At 40.8% G+C, this 25373-nt stretch carries 24 protein-coding genes and 1 riboswitch; of the genes, 22 read left to right on the top strand and 2 right to left on the bottom strand.

What is annotated here, in order from left to right:
* Nucleotides 1–35: 35 nt before the first annotated feature.
* A riboswitch (PreQ1 riboswitch) is annotated at nt 36–80 on the top strand.
* Between the two features lie 159 nt (nt 81–239).
* The 5 genes from queC (at nt 240) to NST24_RS06750 (ending at nt 3051) form a co-directional block, all read left to right on the top strand.
* Nucleotides 240–896, top strand: a complete 657-nt coding sequence (gene queC, locus NST24_RS06730) for a 7-cyano-7-deazaguanine synthase QueC (protein WP_008348090.1) — start codon at nt 240–242, stop codon at nt 894–896.
* Nucleotides 897–1337: a 6-carboxytetrahydropterin synthase QueD gene (gene queD / locus NST24_RS06735; protein ID WP_024719651.1), complete on the top strand. Its 441-nt coding sequence runs from the start codon at nt 897–899 to the stop codon at nt 1335–1337. It abuts the gene before it with no gap.
* Nucleotides 1330–2061: a 7-carboxy-7-deazaguanine synthase QueE gene (gene queE / locus NST24_RS06740; protein ID WP_047946004.1), complete on the top strand. Its 732-nt coding sequence runs from the start codon at nt 1330–1332 to the stop codon at nt 2059–2061. The genes queD and queE overlap by 8 nt, the downstream gene beginning before the upstream one ends.
* 15 nt (nt 2062–2076) lie before the next feature.
* Nucleotides 2077–2574 carry a preQ(1) synthase gene (gene queF, locus NST24_RS06745; protein ID WP_003211403.1) on the top strand — a complete coding sequence of 166 codons (498 nt, stop codon included), beginning with the start codon at nt 2077–2079 and terminating at the stop codon, nt 2572–2574.
* A gap of 258 nt (nt 2575–2832) precedes the next feature.
* Nucleotides 2833–3051: a nitrile hydratase subunit beta gene (locus NST24_RS06750; protein WP_136944411.1), complete on the top strand. Its 219-nt coding sequence runs from the start codon at nt 2833–2835 to the stop codon at nt 3049–3051.
* Between the two features lie 124 nt (nt 3052–3175).
* Here the strand turns inward: NST24_RS06750 and NST24_RS06755 are convergent, their stop codons facing one another.
* Nucleotides 3176–3364: a DUF2187 family protein gene (locus NST24_RS06755; RefSeq protein ID WP_003211747.1), complete on the bottom strand. Its 189-nt coding sequence runs from the start codon at nt 3362–3364 to the stop codon at nt 3176–3178.
* A 167-nt stretch (nt 3365–3531) separates the two neighbouring features.
* Here NST24_RS06755 and NST24_RS06760 point away from each other — a divergent pair, with 167 nt between their 5' ends.
* The 16 genes from NST24_RS06760 (at nt 3532) to NST24_RS06835 (ending at nt 21929) form a co-directional block, all read left to right on the top strand.
* Complete coding sequence (locus NST24_RS06760) at nt 3532–3726, top strand: hypothetical protein (RefSeq protein WP_008348081.1); 195 nt, start codon at nt 3532–3534, stop codon at nt 3724–3726.
* Between the two features lie 309 nt (nt 3727–4035).
* Nucleotides 4036–4695 (top strand): cell wall hydrolase, encoded by a 660-nt coding sequence (locus NST24_RS06765; RefSeq protein WP_096881334.1) that lies wholly within the window; start codon nt 4036–4038, stop codon nt 4693–4695.
* 113 nt (nt 4696–4808) lie between these two features.
* On the top strand, nt 4809–6125 hold the full coding sequence (locus tag NST24_RS06770) for a polysaccharide biosynthesis protein (protein WP_110487279.1): 1317 nt from the start codon (nt 4809–4811) through the stop codon (nt 6123–6125).
* Between the two features lie 54 nt (nt 6126–6179).
* Nucleotides 6180–6668, top strand: coding sequence for an endospore biogenesis thiol-disulfide oxidoreductase StoA (gene stoA, locus NST24_RS06775; protein WP_045035136.1), 489 nt, complete (start codon nt 6180–6182; stop codon nt 6666–6668).
* A gap of 294 nt (nt 6669–6962) precedes the next feature.
* A complete protein-coding gene (locus NST24_RS06780) occupies nt 6963–8882 on the top strand; it encodes a heavy metal translocating P-type ATPase (protein ID WP_342462471.1) in 1920 nt (639 codons plus the stop codon).
* Between the two features lie 104 nt (nt 8883–8986).
* Nucleotides 8987–10081 (top strand): Xaa-Pro peptidase family protein, encoded by a 1095-nt coding sequence (locus tag NST24_RS06785; protein WP_007498720.1) that lies wholly within the window; start codon nt 8987–8989, stop codon nt 10079–10081.
* A gap of 292 nt (nt 10082–10373) precedes the next feature.
* Nucleotides 10374–11363 carry a LacI family DNA-binding transcriptional regulator gene (locus tag NST24_RS06790; protein WP_342462472.1) on the top strand — a complete coding sequence of 330 codons (990 nt, stop codon included), beginning with the start codon at nt 10374–10376 and terminating at the stop codon, nt 11361–11363.
* Between the two features lie 55 nt (nt 11364–11418).
* Nucleotides 11419–12273: a transcription antiterminator gene (locus NST24_RS06795; protein ID WP_017359435.1), complete on the top strand. Its 855-nt coding sequence runs from the start codon at nt 11419–11421 to the stop codon at nt 12271–12273.
* A 202-nt stretch (nt 12274–12475) separates the two neighbouring features.
* Nucleotides 12476–14575, top strand: coding sequence for a glucose-specific PTS transporter subunit IIBC (gene ptsG, locus NST24_RS06800; protein WP_342462473.1), 2100 nt, complete (start codon nt 12476–12478; stop codon nt 14573–14575).
* Between the two features lie 93 nt (nt 14576–14668).
* Entirely contained in the window at nt 14669–14935 is a 267-nt protein-coding gene (locus tag NST24_RS06805; protein WP_003211078.1) for a phosphocarrier protein HPr, read from the top strand.
* On the top strand, nt 14935–16653 hold the full coding sequence (gene ptsP, locus NST24_RS06810) for a phosphoenolpyruvate--protein phosphotransferase (protein WP_008348058.1): 1719 nt from the start codon (nt 14935–14937) through the stop codon (nt 16651–16653). Before NST24_RS06805 ends, ptsP begins: the two co-directional genes overlap by 1 nt.
* Before the next feature lie 99 nt (nt 16654–16752).
* Nucleotides 16753–16995 (top strand): transcriptional regulator SplA domain-containing protein, encoded by a 243-nt coding sequence (locus NST24_RS06815; RefSeq protein WP_034646394.1) that lies wholly within the window; start codon nt 16753–16755, stop codon nt 16993–16995.
* An 80-nt stretch (nt 16996–17075) separates the two neighbouring features.
* Nucleotides 17076–18104, top strand: a complete 1029-nt coding sequence (gene splB, locus NST24_RS06820; RefSeq protein ID WP_007498710.1) for a spore photoproduct lyase — start codon at nt 17076–17078, stop codon at nt 18102–18104.
* A gap of 115 nt (nt 18105–18219) precedes the next feature.
* A complete protein-coding gene (locus tag NST24_RS06825) occupies nt 18220–20181 on the top strand; it encodes a methyl-accepting chemotaxis protein (RefSeq protein WP_268382274.1) in 1962 nt (653 codons plus the stop codon).
* A gap of 76 nt (nt 20182–20257) precedes the next feature.
* Entirely contained in the window at nt 20258–21043 is a 786-nt protein-coding gene (locus NST24_RS06830) for an SDR family oxidoreductase (RefSeq protein ID WP_342462474.1), read from the top strand.
* 13 nt (nt 21044–21056) lie between these two features.
* The gene (locus NST24_RS06835; RefSeq protein WP_024719662.1) at nt 21057–21929 is read left to right on the top strand and encodes an NAD(P)-dependent oxidoreductase; all 873 of its coding nucleotides are present in this window, start codon (nt 21057–21059) and stop codon (nt 21927–21929) included.
* A gap of 113 nt (nt 21930–22042) precedes the next feature.
* Here NST24_RS06835 and NST24_RS06840 read toward each other — a convergent pair whose 3' ends face one another.
* Nucleotides 22043–22840, bottom strand: coding sequence for a CAP domain-containing protein (locus NST24_RS06840; RefSeq protein WP_007498701.1), 798 nt, complete (start codon nt 22838–22840; stop codon nt 22043–22045).
* 336 nt (nt 22841–23176) lie between these two features.
* On the opposite strand from NST24_RS06840, the gene NST24_RS06845 reads away from it, so the two are divergent.
* Nucleotides 23177–25303, top strand: coding sequence for a penicillin-binding protein 2 (locus NST24_RS06845; RefSeq protein WP_342462475.1), 2127 nt, complete (start codon nt 23177–23179; stop codon nt 25301–25303).
* Nucleotides 25304–25373: the final 70 nt, after the last annotated feature.

The following is a 25373-nucleotide window of genomic DNA, read 5'->3' on the forward strand; positions in this document are numbered from 1 at the left end:
TATCCTCTGTGAAAATTGAACAAAAATCCGTGAAAACGGGAGAGGTTCTAGCAAAACCCTCTATAAAAAACTAAGGACTTGCCGTATCCTTGGATGTGGCATTTTTTATTTTTTATGGCTGGGACACCTCATACACATGTAAAGGTGTCTTTTCTTTTGAGAAAAATAGGGGTTTTCATGAACCTTTCAGATGCAGCTTTGTGCGGAGGTACGGGTCTGCAAAAGGAGGAAAAGGAAAAATGAAAAATGAAAAAGCGGTCGTTGTCTTTAGCGGGGGACAAGACAGTACGACATGTTTACTATGGGCACTTCAACAATTTAAAGAGGTTGAAACGGTAACCTTTCATTATAATCAGCGTCATCAAGAAGAAATTGATGTTGCCAAAAGAATTGCTGACAAGCTAGGTGTGAAAAATCATCTATTAGATATGTCTCTTTTAAATCAGCTTGCACCCAATGCCTTAACAAGAGATGACATTGATATTGAAGAAAAGGAAGGAGAACTGCCTTCCACATTTGTTCCGGGGAGAAACTTAGTTTTCTTATCCTTTGCATCCATTCTTGCGTATCAAATTGGAGCACGTCATATTATCACGGGTGTGTGCGAGACAGACTTTAGCGGCTACCCAGATTGCCGAGATGAGTTTGTGAAATCTTGTAACGTCACGGTGAATTTGGCAATGGAAAAACCATTTGTCATCCATACGCCGCTCATGTGGCTGAATAAAGCTGAAACGTGGAAACTGGCTGATGAACTGAATGCGCTAGATTTTGTGAAAAATGAAACACTCACTTGCTATAATGGCATCATTTCTGATGGCTGCGGGGAATGTCCTGCATGTAAGCTTCGGAAAAATGGCTATGACACTTATATGGACATGAAGGAGGCGAACTAAATGCTTTCTCAAATCTATCCACAGACGAATCATCCATTTTCGTTTGAATTGAATAAAGATATGCATGTATCGGCAGCCCATTTTATCCCGAGAGAAGATGCTGGCGCTTGTAGCCGTGTACATGGTCATACGTATACGATTAACATTACGATTGCAGGAGATCATCTAGATGATTCAGGTTTCCTTGTGAATTTTAGCACGCTAAAAAAACTCATTCATGGACAGTACGACCATACACTGCTCAATGACCATGAAGAATTCTCATCAAATGATCCATACGCGATGCCAACCACTGAGGTTGTCGCAAAGACTGTGTATGATAAAGTGGCCGCATATTTAACGACTTTAGCGAACAAACCAGTATGTGTTCAAGTTTTTGTCAGAGAGACACCAACAAGCTACTGCATTTACCGTCCGAAACGAGTTGAGCTCAATGACTAAAGCGATTCCTGTCTTAGAAATCTTTGGTCCGACCATTCAAGGAGAAGGAATGGTTATTGGTCAAAAAACCATGTTTGTCAGAACGGCTGGCTGTGACTACTCTTGCAGCTGGTGTGATTCAGCTTTTACATGGGATGGATCAGCTAAGCATGATATTCAGTGGCTTCAGGCAGAGGACATTGTAAAAGAGCTGAAGAGAATAGGTGGAAAGGCATTTTCTCATGTCACCATTTCAGGTGGGAATCCTGCGCTCTTGAAACAAATGGAATCACTTATTGATTTATTGCATGAAGAAGGAATTGATACGGCGCTTGAAACGCAGGGAACGATGTATCAAGATTGGTTTTTGAAGATAGATGATTTAACCATTTCTCCAAAACCACCAAGTTCAAATATGAAAACAGATTTTACGAAACTTACGCGTATCATAGATGAATTGAAAAAGGGAAACAGGTTGCAACATGCAAGCCTGAAGGTCGTGATCTTTGATGATCTTGATCTAGCCTATGCAAAGGATGTCCATGCGAAATACCCAGAACTCCCCTTTTATTTGCAGGTGGGAAATGATGATACAACAACAGCTGATGATGCGTACTTATTAACGCACTTATTAAAGAAATACGAAATGCTTGTAGATCAAGTAGCGCAAGATCCTGATTTGAATCGTGTGAGAGTCTTACCACAACTGCACACGCTATTGTGGGGAAATAAACGAGGCGTATAGAAAGGAAGAGACAAAATGACGACAAGAAAACCAGAAGAATTAGAAGGTGTCACTTTACTAGGAAATCAGGGGACCAATTACTTGTTTGACTATGCACCACAAGTGCTTGAAACGTTCCCGAATAAACATACGAATAGAGATTATTTTGTGAAATTCAACTGCCCAGAATTCACATCCCTTTGCCCGCAAACAGGGCAGCCAGATTTTGCGACCGTGTATATCAGCTACATCCCAAATGAAATCATGGTCGAAAGTAAATCATTAAAATTATATTTGTTCAGCTTCCGTAATCACGGTGACTTCCATGAGGATTGTATGAATATTATCATGAACGACCTCATTGAATTAATGGACCCAAGATATATCGAAGTATGGGGCAAATTTACACCAAGAGGCGGTATTTCAATTGATCCGTATACGAACTACGGAAAACCTGGGACAAAGTATGAAGAGATGGCATCGTATCGTATGATGAATCACGATATGTATCCAGAAACGATTGATAATCGCTAATAAATAAGAAAAGACATGTGGATGACATGTCTTTTTTTATGGAATAGATTATGATGGCACATAAAAAAAGAGAAGAGTCATGTCACTCTTCTCATACCAATAGGAATAGAACTTGCTAGGACGGCTGGGGGCTACCAGCTCGTATGTATAGTATACACGACAGAACGTATGTTTGTAAAGGTGTATCATGCTTTTATTCTTCATATATTTACTTTAAGATAAAATTGAAACGAGCGAATGAAAATGGAGGCGTTTGTGTTGGCAAACAAAGAAGACAAAACAGAGAAGCTGCTAATGGAATTAAGGGAAGAGCTTCATATGCTTGAACATCAAAACAAAGAACGATATAAATGGAGTGCCTCCACATTACTTGGAGTGATCGCCCTTTTAATTGATAAAGGCGTGATAACACCTGAAGAAGTTGATATGTACAAAACAAAAGCGGAAATGCAAACCTTTCACGCGCAAAAAGACTGACGCCACTTTATATGGTTGTCAGCCTTTTTCATATGTGATTGTCAAAAGAGAACAGAGCTGTGACACGAGTCAGCTTTGCTGTGTATATCTTTATGTAACGGTAGTCTGAATTGAGGATTGCAAATTAATGTACGGAGTCTTTGATGATTTTATAGTTTTTATGATTAACGACTGTTAGTGAATCCAGTTCTAAATCTCTATAGTTGTCCATAATGGTGACATCCACAATAACAGAGTTTTCATTCACTTTTTCAACTACACCTGTTAAACCATTTCTAAATTCGATCACATTCCCAATTTTTGCAATCTTCAACCGATCCCTCTCCTTTAAAAACAGATTTCATTCCCTATTAAAAAGTATTTTGCAATATTTTCATACCAATGTAAAGGATAAAGACGTTTTTCTTTCGTTTTCGTTGTACGCTTTGAAAACGAATGGTATATTTAATATTTGATCAAGGCTGAAAAGGAGCGATTTTTTTGACTGAAGAACACATCAACACAATACTAGAATCATTACGGAATGGTACTGAAAAACAAGTGACCATTCAAAAGGATGATTTTTTAACATTTCGTTCTGTATTGGTCAATCAAGATGATTTTAAACATTTTCGCGGAATCGCCAAGCATGGTGGAGATGTTATTTTTGAATATCTTAAAGAAGCAAGAAGCTAAAGCTTTTTCTCATTCATGAGAAAAAGCTTTTTATTTTGGTTCTTTTGTCACACTTCAAACCAGCTTGATACATATGAAAAGAAAATGTAATAACCCATAATCAGGAGCATAAGGATGATTATAGGCTAAAAAGAGACTATATTAAACGCTTACATTACCAGTTCATGCGTATTTCAACTAGGACATGCCATTTAATGACGGAATTTGGACAGGCATGAAAATCTTTGTGCGTGAAAATAGAAGAAGCTCTTGTTAGAGTGGACAAGTATCTTACGGCCTACATTAATTAAGGGAGGAATGAGGCGAAAAATGATCAAAATTCATACAGCTCTTTTTGCCATCCTTATGCTCATCTCAGCGATCAAGATGGACAATATACAAGAGCAAGAGGGCACATTAAGTCAGAAACTTGAACAAGCACCTGAAAAGCATCAGCTTTCATATATAGATCAAGATAATAAGCATACCGTGATTCCAGCGTTTTCAGAGGAGAAACATCAGCCGAAAGTGAAAATGCTAAGCACATCAACAGAGGAAAAGGCATCAAAACCGAGGCCGAAGCCGAAGAAAAAGGAAACGGCAAAGCCAGCAAGCTCAAGAAATGAATCACACTATTCTAATGAAGAAATGGACTTGCTTTCTCGCTTGGTACATGCCGAAGCAAAAGGTGAATCTTACGCAGGGAAAAAAGCTGTAGCAAGCGTCGTCTTAAACCGCGTGGAACACCGCTCTTTTCCTGACAGTGTCAGAGGCGTGATTTATCAGCGAAATGCCTTCCAGCCCGTATCAAATGGAAGTATTAATGATAAGGCAGACCAGGATTCCGTAAAAGCTGTGAAGCAGGTTGTCAAAGAAGATGACAGAACAACAAAGGCGATTTATTTTTATAATCCAAAAACGGCGACAGATAACTGGATTCGTTCTCGTAAAATTGTAGAACGCATTGGCCGTCACGTGTTTGCAGTGTAAAGAAAAGCAGCGATCAATCAGTCGCTGTTTTTTTGTCTTCAATTATTAAAATATTTTCAGGACTTGTCTCATAGAATGTGAAAAGAATTTGCTTTTAGACAAGGGGAGGCTACATGAATCGATTTGTAAAAGGGGTCATTCTGCTATCTGTCGCAGCTTTCATTGCTGAGTGTATCGAGTTTTTAGTCAATATGATTTTAGCGAGAGAGCTTGGAGAACATGGAATGGGTTTATATATGAGCATCCTTCCCATCATCATGCTTGTGCTTGTGATCGCCAGCTTAGAGCTGCCAGTCTCCATTTCTAAATTCATTGCAGAATCGCATGAGCGGCTTCATAAAAGTATGCTTCGCCATGCATTTAAAATGACGCTTGTGGTGACATGCACAACAACGACAATAGCAGCCATTGTACTGCCTTTCATTCCTGTATTTCAATCGTATCATCCGCTGATGAAGGGATTGGTTCTGTCACTTATTCCAATCATCGCATTTACGTCCATTGCACGCGGTTATTTTATGGGCAAGCAGCAAATGGGTAGAATTGCTCTAGCCAATATGCTGAAAAAAACGATCCAGCTTATCTGTTTATTTTTGTTTTTTCATTGGTATTCGTTTGATATTGAAACAGCGGTGCTTATCGCGATTGGTGTGATTGTTGCAAGTGATCTCGTCGTCTTTATCTATTTATATTCCCAATACGTCATGGCGAAAAATGCTGTGAATGTCAAATCGGTTGAGTTAAGAGGGATTGACGTCAGAAAACGTTTGTTAGCGGTCTCCATCCCGACAACAGGTATGCGTATCTTTCATGCCATTGCCAATGCGATTGAACCGTTTTTAATCAAAGGAGCCCTTGTTGCAGCGGGCATTTCTGGTACGCTTGCTGTTGATCATTACGGAATGCTTGCTGGCGTAGCGATGTCGATCGGTTTTTTTCCGGCGTTTATCGCTCATTCCATTATGATTGTGATGATTCCGAATGTATCAGAAGCCTATGCCTTGGGGCAGTATGATCTCGTGAAAAAACGTGTCAGACAAGCGATTCTCATTACGTTTGGCTATGGGGTGCCAGCGGTGATGATCATGTATTATTTCGCTTATCCGCTCACGCAGCTCTTTTTTGACTCACCTCAAGCAGCCGTCTACTTGCAGCTGCTCTGGCCTTACTTCTTATGCCACCTGTTCGTGATGCCGTTTCAAGCGTGCTTAATTGGTATGGGTCTCATTAAAGATGTGTTCCTACATAATATATGGGTGCACGTGGTGTCGTTCTCTATGGTGTATTTCCTAGGGTCCATTGAATCCTTAAATATGATGGGCGTTATCTTAGGGATGAACACGGGGATGCTGCTATTAACGGCTTTGCATTATGCAACGATTTGCAAGGAACTCGGCGTCTCCATGTTTCTTACATTGAAAAAAGCTTGAATGTCATGTGCAGCTAGCGGGCAAGCTATAGGAAAATCAGGAAGGAAGATGCTGATGAATCGTAAATATCTACCCGCCAGTCTTCTCGTGATGACCCTTCTTTTATTTCTGATGAACATAGAGGCTGAAGCAAAAGAGCCTGTAATGGCGCCGAGGATAGAAGCACCTACATTAACAGGTGAAACGCAGGTGATCCCGGTGAAAGGGAAGCGGACCATTCTGCATTTTTGGACAACGTGGTGCCCGTCCTGCAAAATGGAGCTGCCAGCCTTTGAACAGATCGTGAAAGAAAATCAAAGTGATGTAGACATACTGACTGTGAATTTACTTGGTGCTGAGCAAAGCAAGCATGCAGTTGCCCAATTTGTGAAAGACAGAAAGTTCACATTTCCGATCGTTCTCGATGAACACGGAGAAATGATGAAGAAATACCAAATCATTACGATCCCGACGACCTTTTTCATCAATGAAAAGGGTGAAGTGGTCAAAAACCATGTAGGTCCGCTGACGAAAAAACAAATCAAAGAGTGGACAAATTCTTAGAACACAAGCTTTCTGTAAGAACCAATGGTCGATCCGTTGGTTCTTTTTTGTGTTCAATTACCTTTCAGATGAATAAAATGTGCTCAGAAAGAGGAAGAAATGTCGGATACTAATAATGATAATTATTATCAAAAAGAAATTATAATAATTATTAATTGAAAATTGATCAGAACCTGTTATAATGAGTTACAGACCTATAAAAAGCTTGAAATAGCAGAAAATATAGATGATAAACGGAACGGGCAACGATTGATAATGTGAAAATCATTATCAATTAGAGAGGAGAAAGTAATCATGAATGAGAATACAGCACTTTATCAAACGACAGATCAAAAGGGATCCAACTCGCTCTTTCAAAAATGGGCACAGCACGGAGAATTAATCGCAGCAGGTATTTCGGGGATTCTCATCTTGATTGGATGGTTTCTAAAGGATGAAACGATGTGGAGTATTCCTCTTTTCATTCTTGCTTTTGTTATTGGTGGTTTTGCAAAGGCAAAGGAAGGAATTGAAGAAACCATTTCATCCAAGACATTAAATGTAGAACTTTTAATGATATTTGCTGCGATAGGCTCAGCGATCATTGGCTACTGGGCAGAGGGTGCCATTTTAATTTTTATTTTTTCGCTTAGCGGTGCGCTAGAAACGTATACGTCAAATAAAAGTAAAAAAGACTTAACGGCCTTAATGAGTATCGCTCCAGATGAAGCCACTTTAATTGAAGAAGATGGAACCACCATCCAAATCGCTGCTTCTTCACTTACGCCAGGCGATCGTATTTTAATCAAAGCGGGCGAACGAATTGCAGCAGATGGTGTGATCATGAGCGGAAGAACAAGTGTAGACGAATCTGCCTTAACGGGTGAATCGGTGCCTCAGGAAAAAGGGCAAGGGGAAGATGTGTTTGCAGGAACAGTGAATTTAAATGGTTCATTAACAGTAGAAGTAACAAAACATAATGAAGAAACACTTTTTCATAAAATCATTAAGCTGGTGGAATCTGCACAAGAAAGTGTATCGCCAAGCCAAGCATTTATTGAAAAATTTGAAGGTGCATATGTAAAAGGTGTGCTCATCACTGTAGCGATTTTAATGTTCCTACCTCATTTTGTACTTGGCTGGAGCATGAGTGAAACGTTTTACCGCGCAATGGTGTTTATGGTGGTTGCCTCGCCTTGTGCACTTGTTGCCTCAATTATGCCAGCAGCTCTTTCACTCATCTCAAACGGTGCAAGAAACGGTATGCTTGTAAAAGGAAGTGTCTTTTTAGAAAAACTGGGCACAAGTACGATGATTGCATTTGATAAAACGGGTACGATTACAAGTGGAAAACCAGCTGTTGAAAAAGTGGTCTTGGCAAAAGGGCAAGATGAATCGACCTTTTATCATGCACTCTATCAAATTGAAAGTCAGTCAAACCATCCATTAGCTAAAGCCATTTCTGATATGGCAAAAGAGCATCATACAGAGCGGACAGCCCACGTAACCATTGAAGAAACATCAGGTTTTGGTGTGGAAGCACAATTAAATGAGGATATATGGCGGATTGGGAAGAAAGATTTTGCCGGAAAAGCTGCAATGGATCGTGACATTGAAGAGAATGGTGATGTTCTTTCATCCAAAGGATACACAGTTGTCTATGTCCAAAAAAATCAAGAAGTCGTCGGCTGTCTCGGTTTGAAGGATCAAATCAGACCTGAAGCCAAAAAAATGATTCAGGAACTGAATGATTTAGGCATCCAAACCGTCATGCTCACAGGGGATCAGCAAAAAACAGCTGAAGCGATTGCAGAGGAAGCAGGCATCCAAACCGTTGTCGCTGAATGTCTTCCAGATGAAAAGGTACACGAAGTCAATCAACTGAAAAAACAAGGTAATTCGATCATTATGGTCGGAGATGGAATCAATGATGCACCTGCACTCGCCACAGCGGATGTTGGCGTCGCAATGGGCGGAGGCACAGATGTTGCTTTAGAAACAGCAGATCTCATTTTAATGAAAAATAACTTAAACAATCTAACAAAGATGATCCGTCTTTCAAGAAAGATGAACCGAATCATTAAACAAAACATCATCTTTTCATTAACAGTTATTTGTTTGTTAATCTGTGCGAATTTCTTACAAGTACTTGATTTACCTTTTGGTGTCATTGGACATGAAGGCAGTACGATTTTGGTTATTTTAAACGGACTTCGTTTGCTTCGTGCTTCTTAAGCAAATCACAAAAGCGCACTGGCTTTAGGTCAGTGCGCTTTTGTGCGAAATACAGTGAAAACTGATACAATAGATCAGTAGTCAAACGTGTGAGGAGGATCACGATGAATCGAATGAAAAACTTGTCTTCTTGGCTTAAGAAAAAAGACATTCAAGGTGCATTTATACATACAAAGGAGAATGTATTCTATCTATCTGGATACTTCACAGAGCCGCATGAAAGAGTGATGGGGCTGTTTGTTTTTCAGGAAGCAGATCCATTTTTCATTTTGCCTAAGATGGAAGTTGAGCAAGCAAAAAATGCGGGATGGGCTGGAGATCTCATTGGATATGAAGACCATGAAAACCCCTTTGATTTCATACAAAAGGCACTAGAAAAACGAGGAGTAAAAGCGACTCGCCTAGCGATTGAAAAAGAATCCATTCCTTTGCAAAGAGCAGAGCAGCTCCAAGCTGTCACCGGGGCAGAAACATTTGTCCGGGCAGAAGATGTGCTCAATCAGCTAAGACTAATTAAAGACGAAGCTGAAATTGAAACATTGAAAAAAGCAGCTCAATTGGCAGACGAAGGCGTCAAAATTGGGGTTCATGCCCTAAAAGAAGGGGTGACGGAAACCGAAGTTCTTGCTGTCATCGAATATGAACTGAAGAAAAAAGGCATTCAGGGCATGTCCTTTTCAACCATGGTACTATTCGGAGAAAAATCAGGAGAACCTCATGGAAATCCGGGGCAGGCAGCCTTGAAAAAAGGTGATTTTGTTTTATTTGACCTCGGCGTGATTGTGGATGGCTATTGTTCAGATATTACAAGAACCTTCATCTATCAAGAAGCGTCTGAACAACAAAAAGATATTTACAACACCGTCTTGAAAGCCGAATTGGCAGCACTTGATATGAGCCAGCCGGGTGTGAGAATTGGCGACCTTGACTTAAAAGCAAGAGGGCTGATCGCAGAAGCAGGATATGGCGAATACTTCCCGCACCGTCTAGGGCATGGACTCGGGGTTTCTGTTCATGAGTTCCCTTCTATGAGTCAAGCAAATGATGACCTTCTAAAAGAAGGGATGGTCTATACGATCGAGCCGGGTATTTATGTACCAGGAGTCGGCGGGGTTAGAATTGAAGACGATGTTCTCATTACAAAAGATGGCCCAGTCACCTTAACCAATTATCCAAAAGAGTTGACGATCATCAAGTAATGAAAAAAATCACGATGAACGTCCAAGTATTGGGAGCGTCATCGTGATTTTTTTGTCACTCTTTGCGATCCTTATCAACAAAAAAATCATCAATTGATTGAAACGGCTTGATTTTATGTTCTTTTCCTAAAGGATGTAGTGCAAATCGAGCAGAAAACAAAATAGTCAAACATAATATGATCCATATGATAATACCCATCTTGAATTCCCCTTTCCACCCAGTGATTTGTTCAGCTCACATACATCTTAAAGTATGAAACGCTTACCATATCAAGAGAAAGTAGGAGAAAAAATGCCTAACATAAGGGATATTGCGAAAAGAGCGGGTGTATCTGTTACCACCGTATCACGAGTGATGAATGATCATCCTTATGTCAAAGAAGAAAAGCGAGAGCGCGTACTTAGTGCGATGAAAGAGCTCAAATATACACGGAATATTCAGGCAGTGCATTTAGCAAAGGGCTATTCCAATATGCTTGGAATTGTACTTCCGACAATTGATCACTCCTATTTCAGCGGAATTGTCACAGGGATTGCAGAAAAAGCACAGGAGTGCGGAATGCATTTTGCCTTGTTTCAAACAGGATATGACCCATTAAAGGAAAAAGAAGCATTAATGAGCTTAAAAGAGCAGCGTGTGGATGGTTTAATCTTTTGCTCAAATGCGTTAAGTGATCGAGAAATTTTAAAGTGGCAGGAATCTGGTCCTATTATCTTTTGTCATCCTACTCCGCATGATACATGTTCATCGGTATCGATTGCGCATGATCAGGCTTTTAAGGAAGGGCTTGAACACTTAGCGGCATGCGGTCATGAGCGAATCGCAATCGTTCTTGCTAGAACAGAAGGGGAGAATAGCCAAGTTCGCATTCAGACTTATCAAGAAATGATGCGGTCGCTTGGGCAGGACATTGATGATGAATGGGTCATTGAAGGAAAACTAACCATTTTTGATGGCAAGCAATTATTTACAGAATGGAAAGAGATGCAAAATCGTCCGACAGCCTTATTGATTACGAACGATGATGTATCAGCAGGTTTTTTACTAGAAGCACAGCGTCACCAAATAAACGTTGGAGAATCACCAGCCATACTTGGCTTTCAAAACGATCAATTGAGTGAAGCATTGGGGATTTCTAGTATAGACATTCCTCTCAAACAAATGGGGCAGGAAGCATTTGACTTGTTTAATCGAGTGTTACAAGGTGAAGCACCAGAAAAAAGGGTGCTGTCATATCGACTCGTTGAGCGCACAACGACTATTTTGAAAAACAATCGTTGACGCACGTTTCATCTGTTTTGTACGATAAGAAGGATTGAATAAGAAGGAGGTGGGGATGTTCATGGAATCCTTCACCGTTGATAAAGCGTTAAATAATAATGTCATCATCGCAAAACACCCTTCTTTAGGCGAAGTGGTCCTGATTGATAAAGGGATCGGCTTTGGGAAAAAATCGGGTGACGTTCTCGATCAAGCGGCATTTGAGAAAATGTTTGTGTTAAAGAACACAAAAGAGCAAACAGAATACAAACAATTGCTGCACCACATTAATGAGGACATGATTGAGCTTGCCAATGACGTCATTTATCATATACGAGAAAAAATGGGGCATCGTTTAAATGAGCATATTCATATTGCACTAACAGATCATATTGCCTTTAGTTTTAAGCGAGTTAAGCAAGGCTATGATATCACCAATCCTTTTATGCTTGAAACGAAATCCTTATACCCGAAAGAATACGAGGTCGCAAAGGAAGTCGTGGAACTGATAAATGCGCGGCCAGATGTTGAAACAAAGCTGCCCGAAGGAGAGATTGGGTTTATTGCGCTCCACATTCACTCTGCTTTAACGAACCGGCCTTTATCCGAGGTCAACCGTCATTCGCAGCTCATGACACAAATGGTCCAAGTCATAGAAGATGCATTTCATATGAAAGTAGACAGAGAAAGTATTCATTATTTACGCTTACTGCGCCATATTACGTTTTCGATTGAGCGTATTAAACGGGAAGAATCATTAGAGGAGCCAGAAAAGTTGCTTCATCTATTGAAAAATGAATATCCTTTATGCTACAATACTGCTTGGAAAATGATCAAAATTTTGCAACATGCATTGAAAAAGCCTGTACAAGATGCCGAAGCTGTCTATTTGACACTTCACCTGTACAGATTGACGAATAAAATTTCATAGTTTCCTTGAAACGTGTAACTGATTCGATCAGGCATGAGTGACTTAAGGTAAATACAGGATAAGATCCTGTTATTTGCGCAACCTTATATCACCATGCCTTTTTTGTGTTCTGAAAGTGAAATGTAAACGGTTAATTATGAAATGTACGTCAGTGTGTAATTGAAATGCATGTTGTAAGCGAAAACAAAAGGAGGTTCAACCAGTGTTTAAATCACTTTTTGGTGTGTTGCAAAAAATTGGACGAGCACTTATGCTTCCAGTTGCGATCCTTCCTGCTGCTGGTATTTTACTAGCACTCGGAAATGCGATGCAAAATCCGCAGCTGATTGATGTCGCTCAATTTTTAAGCAATGATACAATTCAGCTTGTTGCAAGTGTTATGGAGAATGCGGGGAATATTGTCTTCTCGAATCTTCCACTCCTATTTGCTGTAGGGGTTGCCATCGGTCTTGCCAATGGAGACGGTGTGGCAGGGATTGCCGCGATCATCGGTTACCTTGTCATGAACGTAACGATGAGTGCCGTATTAATGGCCAACGGTTCCATTCCATCCGATTCAATCAAATTGGCTAAGTTCTTTAAGGAAAGTCATCCAGCGTATGTGAATATGCTCGGCATACCGACCTTGTCTACCGGCGTGTTTGGCGGGATTATTGTCGGGGTATTAGCCGCTTATATGTTTAATAAATTTTACAAAATTGAGCTCCCGCAATATCTTGGCTTCTTTGCTGGTAAGCGTTTTGTTCCAATCGTTACGTCGATTTCAGCACTTATTTTAGGGCTTTTGATGCTCGTCATTTGGCCGCCAATCCAAGGTGCATTGAACTCATTTTCAACTGGACTGCTTGCAGCGAATGAGCCGCTGGCTGCCTTTGTATTCGGTGTCATTGAACGCTCATTAATTCCGTTTGGTCTGCACCACATATTCTACGCACCATTCTGGTATGAATTTTTTAGCTATAAGAGCTTATCAGGAGATATTATCCGTGGTGACCAGCGTATTTTCATGGCGCAAATCAAAGATGGTGTTCAGCTGACAGCTGGGACATTCATGACAGGGAAATATCCGTTCATGATGTTTGGACTTCCAGCAGCAGCACTTGCGATTTACCATGAAGCAAAACCTAAGAATAAAAAACTTGTAGCAGGAATTATGGGATCAGCGGCCCTTACTTCTTTCCTAACAGGGATCACTGAACCGCTTGAATTCTCATTCTTGTTTGTTGCACCGATATTATTTGCGATTCACTGTGTATTCGCTGGATTATCCTTTATGATAATGGATATTCTAAACGTGAAAATCGGGATGACCTTCTCAGGAGGGTTAATCGACTTCTTCCTATTTGGTATCCTGCCAAATAGAACCGCTTGGTGGCTTGTTATTCCAGTCGGTCTCGTACTGGCTGTCATTTACTACTTCGGATTCAGATTTGCGATTCGCAAGTTTAATCTGAAAACGCCAGGACGAGAAGATGAAGCAGCTGACAGTGCAAGCAGCGCTCAATCTGGAAAAGGCGATGACTTACCTTATGAAATTCTTGAAGCAATGGGTGACCAAGAAAACATTAAACACCTAGATGCTTGTATTACGCGTTTACGTGTCACTGTAAATGATCAGAAAAAAGTGGATAAAGACCGCTTGAAAAAGCTTGGCGCTTCAGGTGTCCTTGAAGTAGGGAATAACATCCAGGCCATCTTTGGACCACGCTCTGATAATTTAAAAACACAAATGCAAGACATTATTGCAGGGCGCACACCTCGACCAGCGAAAGACCCTTCTGCAAAAGAAGAAGTCAGTCAGCAGGTTGAAGAAGTCATTGCAAAACCGCTTCAAAACGAACAAGGGGAAGAAACGTTTGCTTCACCAATTACAGGGGAGCTGCATCCAATTACAGATGTGCCAGATCAAGTATTCTCAGGGAAAATGATGGGTGACGGTTTTGCTATCTTGCCAAAAGAGGGAACAGTGGTTTCACCAGTAAGAGGAAAAATCTTAAATGTGTTCCCAACAAAACACGCCATCGGCCTCCAGTCTGATGGTGGACTTGAAATCTTGATTCACTTCGGGATTGATACAGTCAGCCTCAAAGGAGAAGGATTTGAAGCATTTGTACAAGAGGGAGACCAAGTAGAAATCGGTCAAAAACTTTTAGAGGTTGATATTGATAAAATTAAGTCAGAAGTACCATCTTTAATGACACCAATTGTATTTACAAACTTAAGTGAAGGACAATTTATTGACCTTCAAGAATCCGGTGAAATCAAAGCTGGCCAAGAAAACATCATGAAAATTTCAAAATAATTTTCATAACTGCCGTTCTTGTTAGATGACAAGCTCGGCAGTATGATATAATATTGTGGATGTATGAAATGTATAAAAAGGAGATTGATAAAAATGGCTCAACAAACATTCAAAGTAACTGCAGATTCTGGAATTCACGCACGTCCTGCAACAGTTCTTGTACAAACTGCTAGTAAATATGATGCTGATATCAACTTAGAATATAATGGTAAAACAGTGAACCTGAAATCTATTATGGGTGTAATGTCTCTAGGAATTGCGAAAGGTGCTACAATCACAATCTCTGCTTCTGGTTCTGATGAAAATGATGCACTTGCTGCGCTAAAAGACACAATGAAAAGTGAAGGCCTAGGCGAGTAATGCAACAACTGAAAGGAATCGGTGCTTCAGCAGGCGTTGCGATTGCAAAAGCATATCGTCTAGAAGAACCAGATTTAACAGTTCACCAAAAAGACATCAATGATCCAGAGACAGAAGTGAAACGCTTTGAAGAAGCAATTCATGTTTCAAAGCAAGAACTTGAAGCAATTAAAGAGCATGCGCTAAAAGAACTTGGCCAAGATAAAGCGGATATTTTTTCTGCACACCTTCTTGTGTTAAGTGATCCAGAGCTGCTCAACCCAGTGAAGGATAAAATCACATCGGATAAAGTAAATGCTGAATTTGCTTTAAAAGAAACAGCAACAATGTTTGTTACAATGTTTGAAGCAATGGACAATGAATACATGAAAGAACGTGCAGCGGATATTCGCGACGTTACAAAACGTGTCACTGGTCATTTGCTAGGCGTTGACATTCCAAACCCAAGTATGATTTCTGAAGAAGTCATTATCATTGCTGAAGATTTAACACCTTCTGATACAGCTCAGCTGAACAGACAATTCGTCAAAGGTTTTGCAACAGATATCGGTGGTCGTACTTCTCACTCAGCGATTATGGCAAGATCAATGGAAATTCCAGCAGTTGTTGGGACAAAAGAAGCAACAAAAACGGTGAAAAACAATGATCTGATCATTGTTGATGGTATTAGTGGAGACGTCATCATTCAGCCTTCTGAAGATGAAGTGAAAGCGTATCAAAAAAAGCATGAAGACTACTTAGCTCAAAAAGCGGAATGGGCGAAACTTGTTGACCAGCCAACGGTCACAAAAGACGGCGTTCACGTAGAGCTAGCTGCAAATATCGGAACACCTGAAGATGTAAAAGGTGTACTTGAAAATGGCGGCGAAGCAGTTGGATTGTACCGTACAGAATTTTTATACATGGGCAGAGATCAGCTCCCAACAGAAGAAGAGCAGTTCGATGCGTATAAAACCGTTTTAGAGAAGATGGAAGGCAAAGCAGTGGTTGTCCGCACACTAGATATTGGTGGCGATAAAGAACTTCCTTACTTGCAGCTTCCAAAAGAAATGAACCCGTTCCTTGGCTATAGAGCGATCCGCCTTTGCCTTGAAGAGCAGGAGATTTTCAGAACACAGCTACGCGCGTTACTTCGTGCAAGTACATATGGAAACTTGAAAATCATGTTCCCTATGATCGCGACGTTATCAGAATTTAGAGAAGCAAAAGCTATTTTACTTGAAGAAAAAGAAGCATTGGTTGCTGCTGGTACAGAAGTATCTGATTCCATTGAAATCGGAATGATGGTAGAAATTCCATCAACAGCTGTTATCGCAGATCAATTTGCAAAAGAAGTAGATTTCTTCAGTATTGGAACAAATGATTTGATTCAATACACAATGGCTGCTGATCGAATGAACGAACGAGTGTCTTATCTTTACCAGCCATACAATCCAGCTATTTTACGCCTCATAACGCTTGTGATTGAAGCAGCGCATAAAGAAGGTAAATGGGTTGGCATGTGCGGTGAGATGGCAGGAGATGAAATCGCAATCCCGCTCCTACTTGGATTAGGATTAGATGAATTTTCAATGAGCGCAACATCGATTCTTCCAGCAAGAACGCAGTTAAGCAAGCTTTCTAAGGAAGAAGCTGCATCATTTAAAGAGCATATCTTATCACTGAGTACAACTGAAGAAGTGGTTGATTTCGTGAAAAAAACGTTTCAACATAACTAGGTGATGTAAACCAGACAGGTCAAACTGTCTGGTTTTTTTGTCGAATTTTATCATAATCAGTCATATCGCTTGCAGAGAAGGGCATCCTAAAATAAAAAAATGGAGGTGACCAGTTTGTCTTTCTCTAACTATAAGCCGGGTGATCAAGTATATGTCATTTATCGAAATCCACATGCAGCCAATGTCGCACAAATTAAAGAAGCGGAAATCGTTTCACACCCTTACAATGAGCAAGAGCTTGCGCTATTTCTACTTGAAACATATCACCCATTAGCCCCTGATGATGCCGTATTTCCAACATACGAAGAAGCAGAAGCCCTTTATCAAGATCTGTTTGAATAAGGGAGATTTTAGAAAGGATAGAAGCCATCCTGAGAGGTTAAAGTAACGGTATGAACCTATAAGGTAAGGATGTGCTAAATATGATCAAACCGTTCGTTCCCCAGCTTGTGTATATTGAACCTCGGGCGCTAGAGTACCCATTAGGACAAGAGCTGAAGGAAAAATTTGAAGGCATGGGAATTGAAATTAGAGAAACAACCTCACACAACCAAGTGAGAAATATTCCGGGGAAAAATGATTTGCAAAAGTACCGTAATGCAAAGTCGACGCTCGTTATCGGCGTGAGAAAAACCTTAAAATTTGATACATCTAAACCATCTGCAGAGTATGCCATTCCGTTTGCGACAGGATGCATGGGGCATTGCCATTATTGCTACCTGCAAACGACTATGGGGAGTAAGCCGTACATTCGCACATATGTCAATGTAGAAGAGATCTTAGATCAGGCTGAACAGTACATGAACGAGCGTGCGCCTGATATCACGCGATTTGAAGCCTCGTGTACATCTGATATCGTAGGAATTGACCATTTGACTCACACACTCAAACGAGCGATTGAATACTTTGGCCAAACCGATCTTGGCAAACTACGCTTTGTTACAAAATTTCATCATGTAGACCATTTGTTAGACGCAAAACACAATGGGCGAACAAGATTCCGCTTTAGTATCAATGCCGATTATGTCATTAAATATTTCGAACCTGGAACATCACCACTCGATCAGCGGATTGAAGCGGCTGTAAAGGTAGCAAAAGCAGGCTATCCACTTGGCTTTATTATTGCCCCTATTTACATTCATGAAGGGTGGCAAGAGGGCTATAAAGTCCTATTTGAAAAACTTGATGCAGCTCTCCCTGAAGAAGTGAGACAGGATATCACCTTTGAAATGATTCAGCACCGTTTTACAAAACCGGCGAAGCGTGTCATCCAAAAAAACTATCCAAAAACAAAACTAGAACTAGATGAAGAAAAGAGAAGATATAAGTGGGGTAGATACGGAATTGGAAAATATATCTATCAAAAAGATGAAGAACAAGAACTTAGACAGACATTAGAATCATATATCGAACAGTACTTTCCGTCTGCAAAAATTGAATATTTTACTTAAAACAAGTCATTATGGCTTGTTTTTTCTATTTAAATTTTCTTACAACTATTGAATGCGGTACCAATTTTGCCGATATACACATTAAGATGCGAAAGTAGGATGTAGGGGTGATGAGATGTTTAAGAAACTTCAAGTGAGAATAGCTGTTTTCATCTCAGTTATTTTAATTTTAACCGTTGTCGCAGTTCAAGTGGGTTCCAATTTAGTATTAAGACCACTGATTGAACGAGATGCGAAAACAACGACAGCAGCAACGGCAGAAAGCATGAGAGACATCATAGCACTAAAGCTTGAGAATTACGGTGATACGATTAACAAATTGGCAACAAGTACACTTACTGAAGATTTTGCACAGAAACAAACAAAGCAGACATTGGCATTTGAAAACGATGAATTAAAAGGATTGCAGGAGCAGGATGAACTCATCTCGCTTGCCTATATAGGAACAAGTGATGGTAAAATGTTCGCTTTCCCGGAGTCCGATTTTGGTGAAGGGTATGATCCGTCTAAACGAGACTGGTATATTCAAGCGGCTGAAAAGCCTGACGACGTCCTATGGACAGATCCGTATATTGATAAAGCAACAAATGAAATGGTCGTTTCAGCCACAAAGGCGATCGTACGAAACGGGAAAGTAGTCGGTGTCGCTGGACTTGACTTGAAACTGGCTTCCATCCAGTCTTATATAAATGAACAAAAGATTCCTTATATGGGAACGGCATTCTTAGTTGACGGCACAGGGACCATTTTGGCACATCCAACAGAGCAAGGAAAAAATATCTCAAAAGTCGCTTCTGTGAAAAAAGCGATCGACAACTCGGGTATTGATGATGACAAACAGCTGACCGTCATCTCAAAAATTAAAGAGGCCAACTGGACGATCGGTGTGAGCTTCGAGAAAAAGAAACTTCTTTGGATCACTGAACAAATGAATCAGACAAGTATCATTATTTCTGTCATTGCCATTATACTTGCCATGATTCTAAGCTACTTATTGGCTAGAAGCATTACAACACCAATTAAACGCCTCATCGAGCATGTTCGTAAAGTGTCTGAAGGCGATTTAACCAGCTCGCTTGAGTCGAAGTCTCAGGATGAGATAGGTTTCCTGACGAAAAGCTTTAATCAAATGACTGAAGGCATCAGGGATTTAATTGAAAAAGTGAAAGAGTCTTCAGATCAGGTTGTGAAATCAACGGATGAAGTGACCCAAATTTCAAACGAGACCTTGCTGTCTAGTGAACAGATTGCAACGGCTATTCAAGAGGTCGCTGTAGGAGCGACGAAACAAGCATCAGAAGCGGAAACCATTAATGAAAAATCAGAGCATTTGTATGAAAAAGTTCGTCATATGGGTGAGCTTGCCACGCAAATGCAAACCAACTCAAAATCATCGGAAGATGCAAGCTATAGAGGACTTGATGCTCTTGGTCTGCTCGTCCAAAAATCAACACAAGCGAATGAAGAATCGAAGAAGGTAGAGCAAATGCTGCTTGACCTTGAGCATAAAACAAAAAATATTGAAAACGTCGTAACAGCGATCTCTGAAATCTCAGATCAAACGAATTTACTCGCACTGAATGCAAGTATTGAAGCAGCGAGAGCAGGAGAAAGCGGAAGAGGATTTGCTGTTGTTGCAGAAGAAGTCAGAAAGCTGGCTGAACAATCTGCAGAATCAACGAAACATATTAGTGAAACCGTAAAACTCATTCAAGATGAATCGAAAAAGGCAGCTGAAGCGATGACAGCAGCAAGCAAAATGAATGAAGAACAAGGTGATGCCATCAATTCAACAGGTGAGGCACTCAGCAGTATCACAATGGAAATGCAGGCACTTGTCGGCTCCATTGACAGCATTCATACACAAATCAATGAAATGACTGAAGAACAGCAGAAAATGAATGATTCCATTCAAAGTATTGCGGCCATTTCACAAGAATCCGCCGCTTCAGCTGAGGAAGTACATGCTTCCACAGACGAACAAGTACAAGCTTTAGAAAGAACGAAAACATCAACAGAAATGTTGAACGAATCAAGTCAGGCACTGCGTCAGGCAGTCAATCGGTTTAAACTATAATCTTGTAGAAAAGAACCTTGCCATGTGAGCAAGGTTCTTTTTGTATGATAAAATATGAACAGAGGAGGGTGCCAACATGCATGTTAATCTATCTGGAAAAAAAGCATTGGTCGCAGCAAGCAGTCAAGGTATCGGTAAAGCCATTGCCTTTCATCTTGCAAAAGAGGGAGCAGATGTGATGCTCTCGGGAAGACATGAGCACACGCTGCAAGAAGCGGTCAAAGAATTATCCCCGCTTGTAAAAGGGAAGCTGACGTATCAAGTATGTGATGTATCTGATGCCAAGCAAATTAAAGCGCTTGTCGTCGCAGCAGCAGGTGATGAAAAACGTCTTGATATACTAGTGAACAATACAGGCGGTCCTCAAACAGGAACACTTGAAACCTTAACAGATGAAGATTGGATGGAATCATTTCAGCTTCATTTACTCAGCTATATTCGGTTATTAAAAGAAGCCTTGCCGTATTTAAAAAAACAAAGTGCACGAGTGTTAAATATTGCATCTATGTCGGTCAAAGAACCGATCCCAGGCTTGATGCTGTCGAATACATTTAGACCGGCCATTACCGGCTGGACAAAAACAGCTGCCCAGGAGCTTGCCAAAGATGGCATTTTGATCAATACCTTAGCCCCGGGGAAAATTGAAACAGAGCGCGTGAAACAGTTGGACAAACACCGTGCACAAGAGGAGCAACAATCGGTTGAAGAGATCAAAGCACAAGCTGAACGTATGATTCCGCTGGGCCGTTACGGACAGCCAGAGGAATTTGCAGCATATGCGGCTTTTCTTTTATCTGAAGCCAATACATATATGACAGGTCAAACCCTCATCATTGATGGTGGATTGACAAAGTCTCTATAAGGAGGAATTCTTGATGGCACAAATCAAAACAGTTGGTTTTATTGGAATCGGTGTAATGGGACGTAGTATGGCAGGGCATTTAATGGATGCTGGCTACGAAGTTCTCGTTTATACAAGAACAAAAGCAAAGGCAGACACATTGGTTCAAAAAGGTGCTCTTTGGAAATCGACCGTAAAGGAGATCGCAAAGGAGGCAGATGCCGTCATCACAATGGTCGGGTATCCATCAGATGTAGAAGAAGTCTATTTAGGAGAAGATGGACTCTTGGAACATGCTGCGCCTGGTACATACCTCATTGATATGACCACATCGAAACCTCAGCTGGCAAAAGAAATTGAAGCGAAAGCGAAGGAAAAAGGACTATTTGCATTAGATGCGCCGGTCTCTGGCGGAGACGTTGGAGCCCAAAACGGCACGCTGGCCATCATGATTGGCGGAGAAAAAGCAGCCTATGAAGCGTGCCTGCCGCTATTTCAGCAAATGGGCGAAAATATTCAATATCAAGGACCTGCAGGAAGTGGTCAGCATACAAAAATGTGTAACCAAATTGCTATCGCAGCAGGGATGGTAGGTGTGGCAGAGGCAATGGCTTATGCGGAAAAATCAGGACTTGATCCAGAGCAGGTACTTAAAAGTATCACAACAGGAGCAGCCGGCAGCTGGTCTTTGTCAAACCTTGCGCCAAGAATGCTGAAAGGTGATTTCGAGCCAGGATTTTATGTGAAGCATTTTATTAAGGATATGGGCATTGCACTTGAAGAAGCAGAGCTGATGGGAGAAGAGATGCCAGGCCTGTCACTAGCGAAGTCATTATATGAAAAGCTCAGCGAACAGGGCGAAGAAAACAGCGGAACACAAAGCATCTATAAATTATGGGTGAAATAAAAAAACTGCCCCGCCTACGTGGAACAGTTTGTAGCGTGTAAACAAGCCCTCACATTGCTGAAAAAAGAAGACAAACTAAAAACCTGTCCCGAAAAGAGACAGGTTTTTTGATCTTATTTTCCGATGAATTGCTGCGTCCAGTAGTTACCAGATTTTACATAACCTACACCGATATGTGTATAGTTTTTGTTTAAAATGTTCGCTCTGTGACCTTCACTGTTCATCCAAGCTGTGACTACTTCTTGAGGTGATCTTTGACCTTGAGCAATGTTTTCACCTGCTGTTTTGTACGTGATACCAAATTGCTTCATTTGATCAAATGGAGATCCGTAAGTTGGGCTTGTATGAGAGAAATAGTTTTTATCTTTCATATCTTGTGATTTAGCGCGAGCAGATTTGCTTAATTTAGAATCAACAGAAAGAGCTTTTAAGCCTTGTTTTGCACGCTCTTTATTTGTCAGCTCAACCACTTCTTGTTCAAATGCATTTAAGCTGCTGTCTGCTTTTGTTGCAGTTGTGTCTTTTTGATCAGATTTTGAGCTGTTGTTCGTTGTATTTTCTTTTGCTGGTGTGCTTGGTTTAGAAGCAGCTGGTTTTTTCACTGATTCTTGTTTTTGCTCATTTTTTGCTTTGTTTACTTCTTTCACCACTTTTGTTCCAGTAACAGGTTGACCACTTTTGATCAGCTTGTTTAATAGAGCTTCGATCTCTTTTTGATTTGAAGTGCTTAGCTTATTTACATCTGAAGAGATATGTAATTTTGCAGCTAATGTATGAAGATCAATGGCTTGATGCTGTACGTTTATGACTTGTTTCAGGTTAAGCTCTTTCGCATCAGCTGAATGCCCTCCAGTGAACGTGATCAATGCAGCAGCTGTCAGCGCTGAAAAAATGAATGATTTCTTTTTCATTTTGTAACTCCTCCTAAAATCTTTGTTTTGTTTTCTCACAGAAAATCATAACATGGACTTTTTGTTATAAACGTACCAGCATCCTCCATTGACAACGCCCATTTGTCATTTTTGTTAAAGTCATAGAAAGAATCTCCTTATATCAATGAATGGAGAATCTTTCTATTTAAAGAAAACGACATAAACATACCAATATTTTAAAGTGTTAGTATATTTTTTTGCAGAATAGGGATTGACAGCTTTTTTTCACTTGTTTCGCTGTAACAACTATTACAAAAGTGTTACAATAATGAGTGGTAATTGTAAAAGATTGAAAGGATGAGAGGAGCTACATAAGTGGGAGAGAAACAGCATCAAGGTGCTGCCGAGCAGAAAAAAATGAAGCGCCGGAACGCCTGGAGAATTAATCTCTTTTTCTTCGCTGTATTTAGTTTATTTGCTGGACTTGTCATCAAGCTCGGTGTGCTGCAAATCGTCAATGGTGAGGATTATAAAAAGCAAGCCAACCGAACTGAGGTCAAAACAGCATCATACCCGTCTCCAAGAGGAAAAATGTATGACGCGAGAGGAAGAGTCGTTGTTGATAACGAAAGTGTACCTGCCATCGTTTATACATCAGAAAGCGGTGTGAAAGCGGAGGATAAGATTAAAGTAGCAAGAAAACTTGCGTCTTATATAAAAATGGATACAGATTTTTTGAGAGAGCGTGACATTCGAGATTTTTGGCTGGCCAGCCATCCGAAAGAAGCGGATAAGCTCATTTCAAAAGCAGAGCAAAAGAATCTTAAAGCAAAAGATGTCTATCCACTTCAAGTAGAGCGTGTGCCTAAGAAAGAAATCAAGGCGATCGAAAAAGATGCAGAGGAAAAAGCAGTTGCAGCGATCTATCGCAGGTTTACAGGCGGATATGCCTTTGAACCTCAAATCGTGAAAGCAATGGACCCGAACGAAGAGAAAAAAGGGGACGAAAAAGTTGCGCTGCTTGATGAAACAAAAGAATCAAAACAGACATCATCCGTAAGTTTGACATACGAAGAGATCTCACTTGTATCAGAGCATCTTGATGAACTGCCTGGTGTAAATGTCATCAATGACTGGACAAGGAAATATCCGTATGAAAAAACCCTCTATAATGTCCTTGGCGGTGTCACCACCCCAGAGCAAGGCATTATAAAAGAGCGTGAAGATTACTATATGGCAAGAGGTTACTCGAGAAATGACCGAGTAGGAAAAAGTTATTTAGAATATCAATATGAAGATTTTCTCAATCCAGAAAAAGCAACTGTTCAATATACACAGGTCGGCGGCAAACTGCTTGATGAAATCAAGCGGACAGAAGGACGAAGAGGACTTGACCTTGCACTCACATTTGATATGGAGCTGCAAAAGGAAGTCGACAAAATCGTTGAATCAGAGCTAAGATCCGCTAGTGCAAGAAACTATATGATGGACCGTGCCTTTGTTGTGATGATGGACCCTAACACAGGTGATGTTCTCGCAATGTCAGGGAAGAAAATGGACGGAAGAGACGTCACAGATTATGCGATCGGAACATTTACGACACAGTATGAAATGGGCTCTGTTGTCAAAGGAGCTACTGTCCTCTCTGGTTATCAAGATGGCATGTCACACAACCAATCCTATATGGATACACCGCTGTATTTTGCGGGAAGTGGAGGAAAGCCAAAACAGTCTTACAAAGTTCTTGGATGGGTTAACGACCTTCAGGCACTCCAAAAAAGTTCCAATGTCTACATGTTCCAAGTGGCGATGAGAATGGCAGGGATCACCTATCAAAAGGATGGCCCGTTACCGGCAAGACCTGAACACTTACAAAAAATGAGAAACTACTATGCTCAATTCGGTCTTGGCGTAAAAACAGGCATCGATTTGCCGCAGGAATCAAGCGGAATGCAGACGCATCCTAAGACAGTCGGCGGACTCTTACTTGATGAAGCGATTGGCCAGTATGACACGTATACACCACTTCAAGTTGCACAATACATGTCGACCATCGCAAATGGAGGTAACCGTATTCAGCCAAGAGTGGTGAAAAGTGTTCACTTCCCAACGAATAAGGAAGAAGTAGGTCCTGTTGTGAAGAAATATGAGCCGAAGGTGCTGAACACCATTAACAACTCGAAAGCAGATATCGACCGCGTCAAAATGGGACTAAAAATGGTCACATCAACAGGCGGGACTGCCGCTGGCCGGTTCGGTCAGCATGATGTCGCAGGGAAAACGGGTACAGCCCAAACCTTCTACTATGGTGCCAACCGGAGCTGGTGGGGGAATGCCACGTACAATTTAACCTTTGGAGGATATTATCCTTCTTCCAATCCGAAAGTGGCATTTAGTGTCGTCACACCGTATGTATCAGATAAAGATCCTGTCATTAAAACCATTCCAAGTAAAATTGTTGATAAGTACGTTGAATTACAAAAGAAATATGAAAAGCAATAAACAGCAGGGAGCACAGCAAGAGAAAGTGCTCCCTTTTTGCTGAAAATATGGACGTTTCACACGAGATTGG

Source organism: Bacillus sp. FSL R5-0286 (genome assembly GCF_038593245.1).
GTDB classification, from domain to species: domain Bacteria; phylum Bacillota; class Bacilli; order Bacillales; family Bacillaceae; genus Bacillus; species Bacillus altitudinis.

Bases quoted from the DNA above. Each gene is read 5' to 3' on its own strand.
- NST24_RS06840 (WP_007498701.1), bottom strand. From the start codon at position 22,840: ATGAAAAAGAAATCATTCATTTTTTCAGCGCTGACAGCTGCTGCATTG.
- splB (WP_007498710.1), top strand. From the start codon at position 17,076: ATGATCAAACCGTTCGTTCCCCAGCTTGTGTATATTGAACCTCGGGCG.
- queE (WP_047946004.1), top strand. From the start codon at position 1,330: ATGACTAAAGCGATTCCTGTCTTAGAAATCTTTGGTCCGACCATTCAA.
- NST24_RS06785 (WP_007498720.1), top strand. From the start codon at position 8,987: ATGAATCGAATGAAAAACTTGTCTTCTTGGCTTAAGAAAAAAGACATT.
- NST24_RS06825 (WP_268382274.1), top strand. From the start codon at position 18,220: ATGTTTAAGAAACTTCAAGTGAGAATAGCTGTTTTCATCTCAGTTATT.
- queC (WP_008348090.1), top strand. From the start codon at position 240: ATGAAAAATGAAAAAGCGGTCGTTGTCTTTAGCGGGGGACAAGACAGT.
- NST24_RS06770 (WP_110487279.1), top strand. From the start codon at position 4,809: ATGAATCGATTTGTAAAAGGGGTCATTCTGCTATCTGTCGCAGCTTTC.
- stoA (WP_045035136.1), top strand. From the start codon at position 6,180: ATGAATCGTAAATATCTACCCGCCAGTCTTCTCGTGATGACCCTTCTT.
- NST24_RS06780 (WP_342462471.1), top strand. From the start codon at position 6,963: ATGAATGAGAATACAGCACTTTATCAAACGACAGATCAAAAGGGATCC.
- NST24_RS06790 (WP_342462472.1), top strand. From the start codon at position 10,374: ATGCCTAACATAAGGGATATTGCGAAAAGAGCGGGTGTATCTGTTACC.
- queD (WP_024719651.1), top strand. From the start codon at position 897: ATGCTTTCTCAAATCTATCCACAGACGAATCATCCATTTTCGTTTGAA.
- NST24_RS06830 (WP_342462474.1), top strand. From the start codon at position 20,258: ATGCATGTTAATCTATCTGGAAAAAAAGCATTGGTCGCAGCAAGCAGT.
- NST24_RS06795 (WP_017359435.1), top strand. From the start codon at position 11,419: ATGTTCATGGAATCCTTCACCGTTGATAAAGCGTTAAATAATAATGTC.
- NST24_RS06765 (WP_096881334.1), top strand. From the start codon at position 4,036: ATGATCAAAATTCATACAGCTCTTTTTGCCATCCTTATGCTCATCTCA.
- NST24_RS06815 (WP_034646394.1), top strand. From the start codon at position 16,753: ATGGAGGTGACCAGTTTGTCTTTCTCTAACTATAAGCCGGGTGATCAA.
- ptsP (WP_008348058.1), top strand. From the start codon at position 14,935: ATGCAACAACTGAAAGGAATCGGTGCTTCAGCAGGCGTTGCGATTGCA.
- queF (WP_003211403.1), top strand. From the start codon at position 2,077: ATGACGACAAGAAAACCAGAAGAATTAGAAGGTGTCACTTTACTAGGA.
- NST24_RS06805 (WP_003211078.1), top strand. From the start codon at position 14,669: ATGGCTCAACAAACATTCAAAGTAACTGCAGATTCTGGAATTCACGCA.
- NST24_RS06835 (WP_024719662.1), top strand. From the start codon at position 21,057: ATGGCACAAATCAAAACAGTTGGTTTTATTGGAATCGGTGTAATGGGA.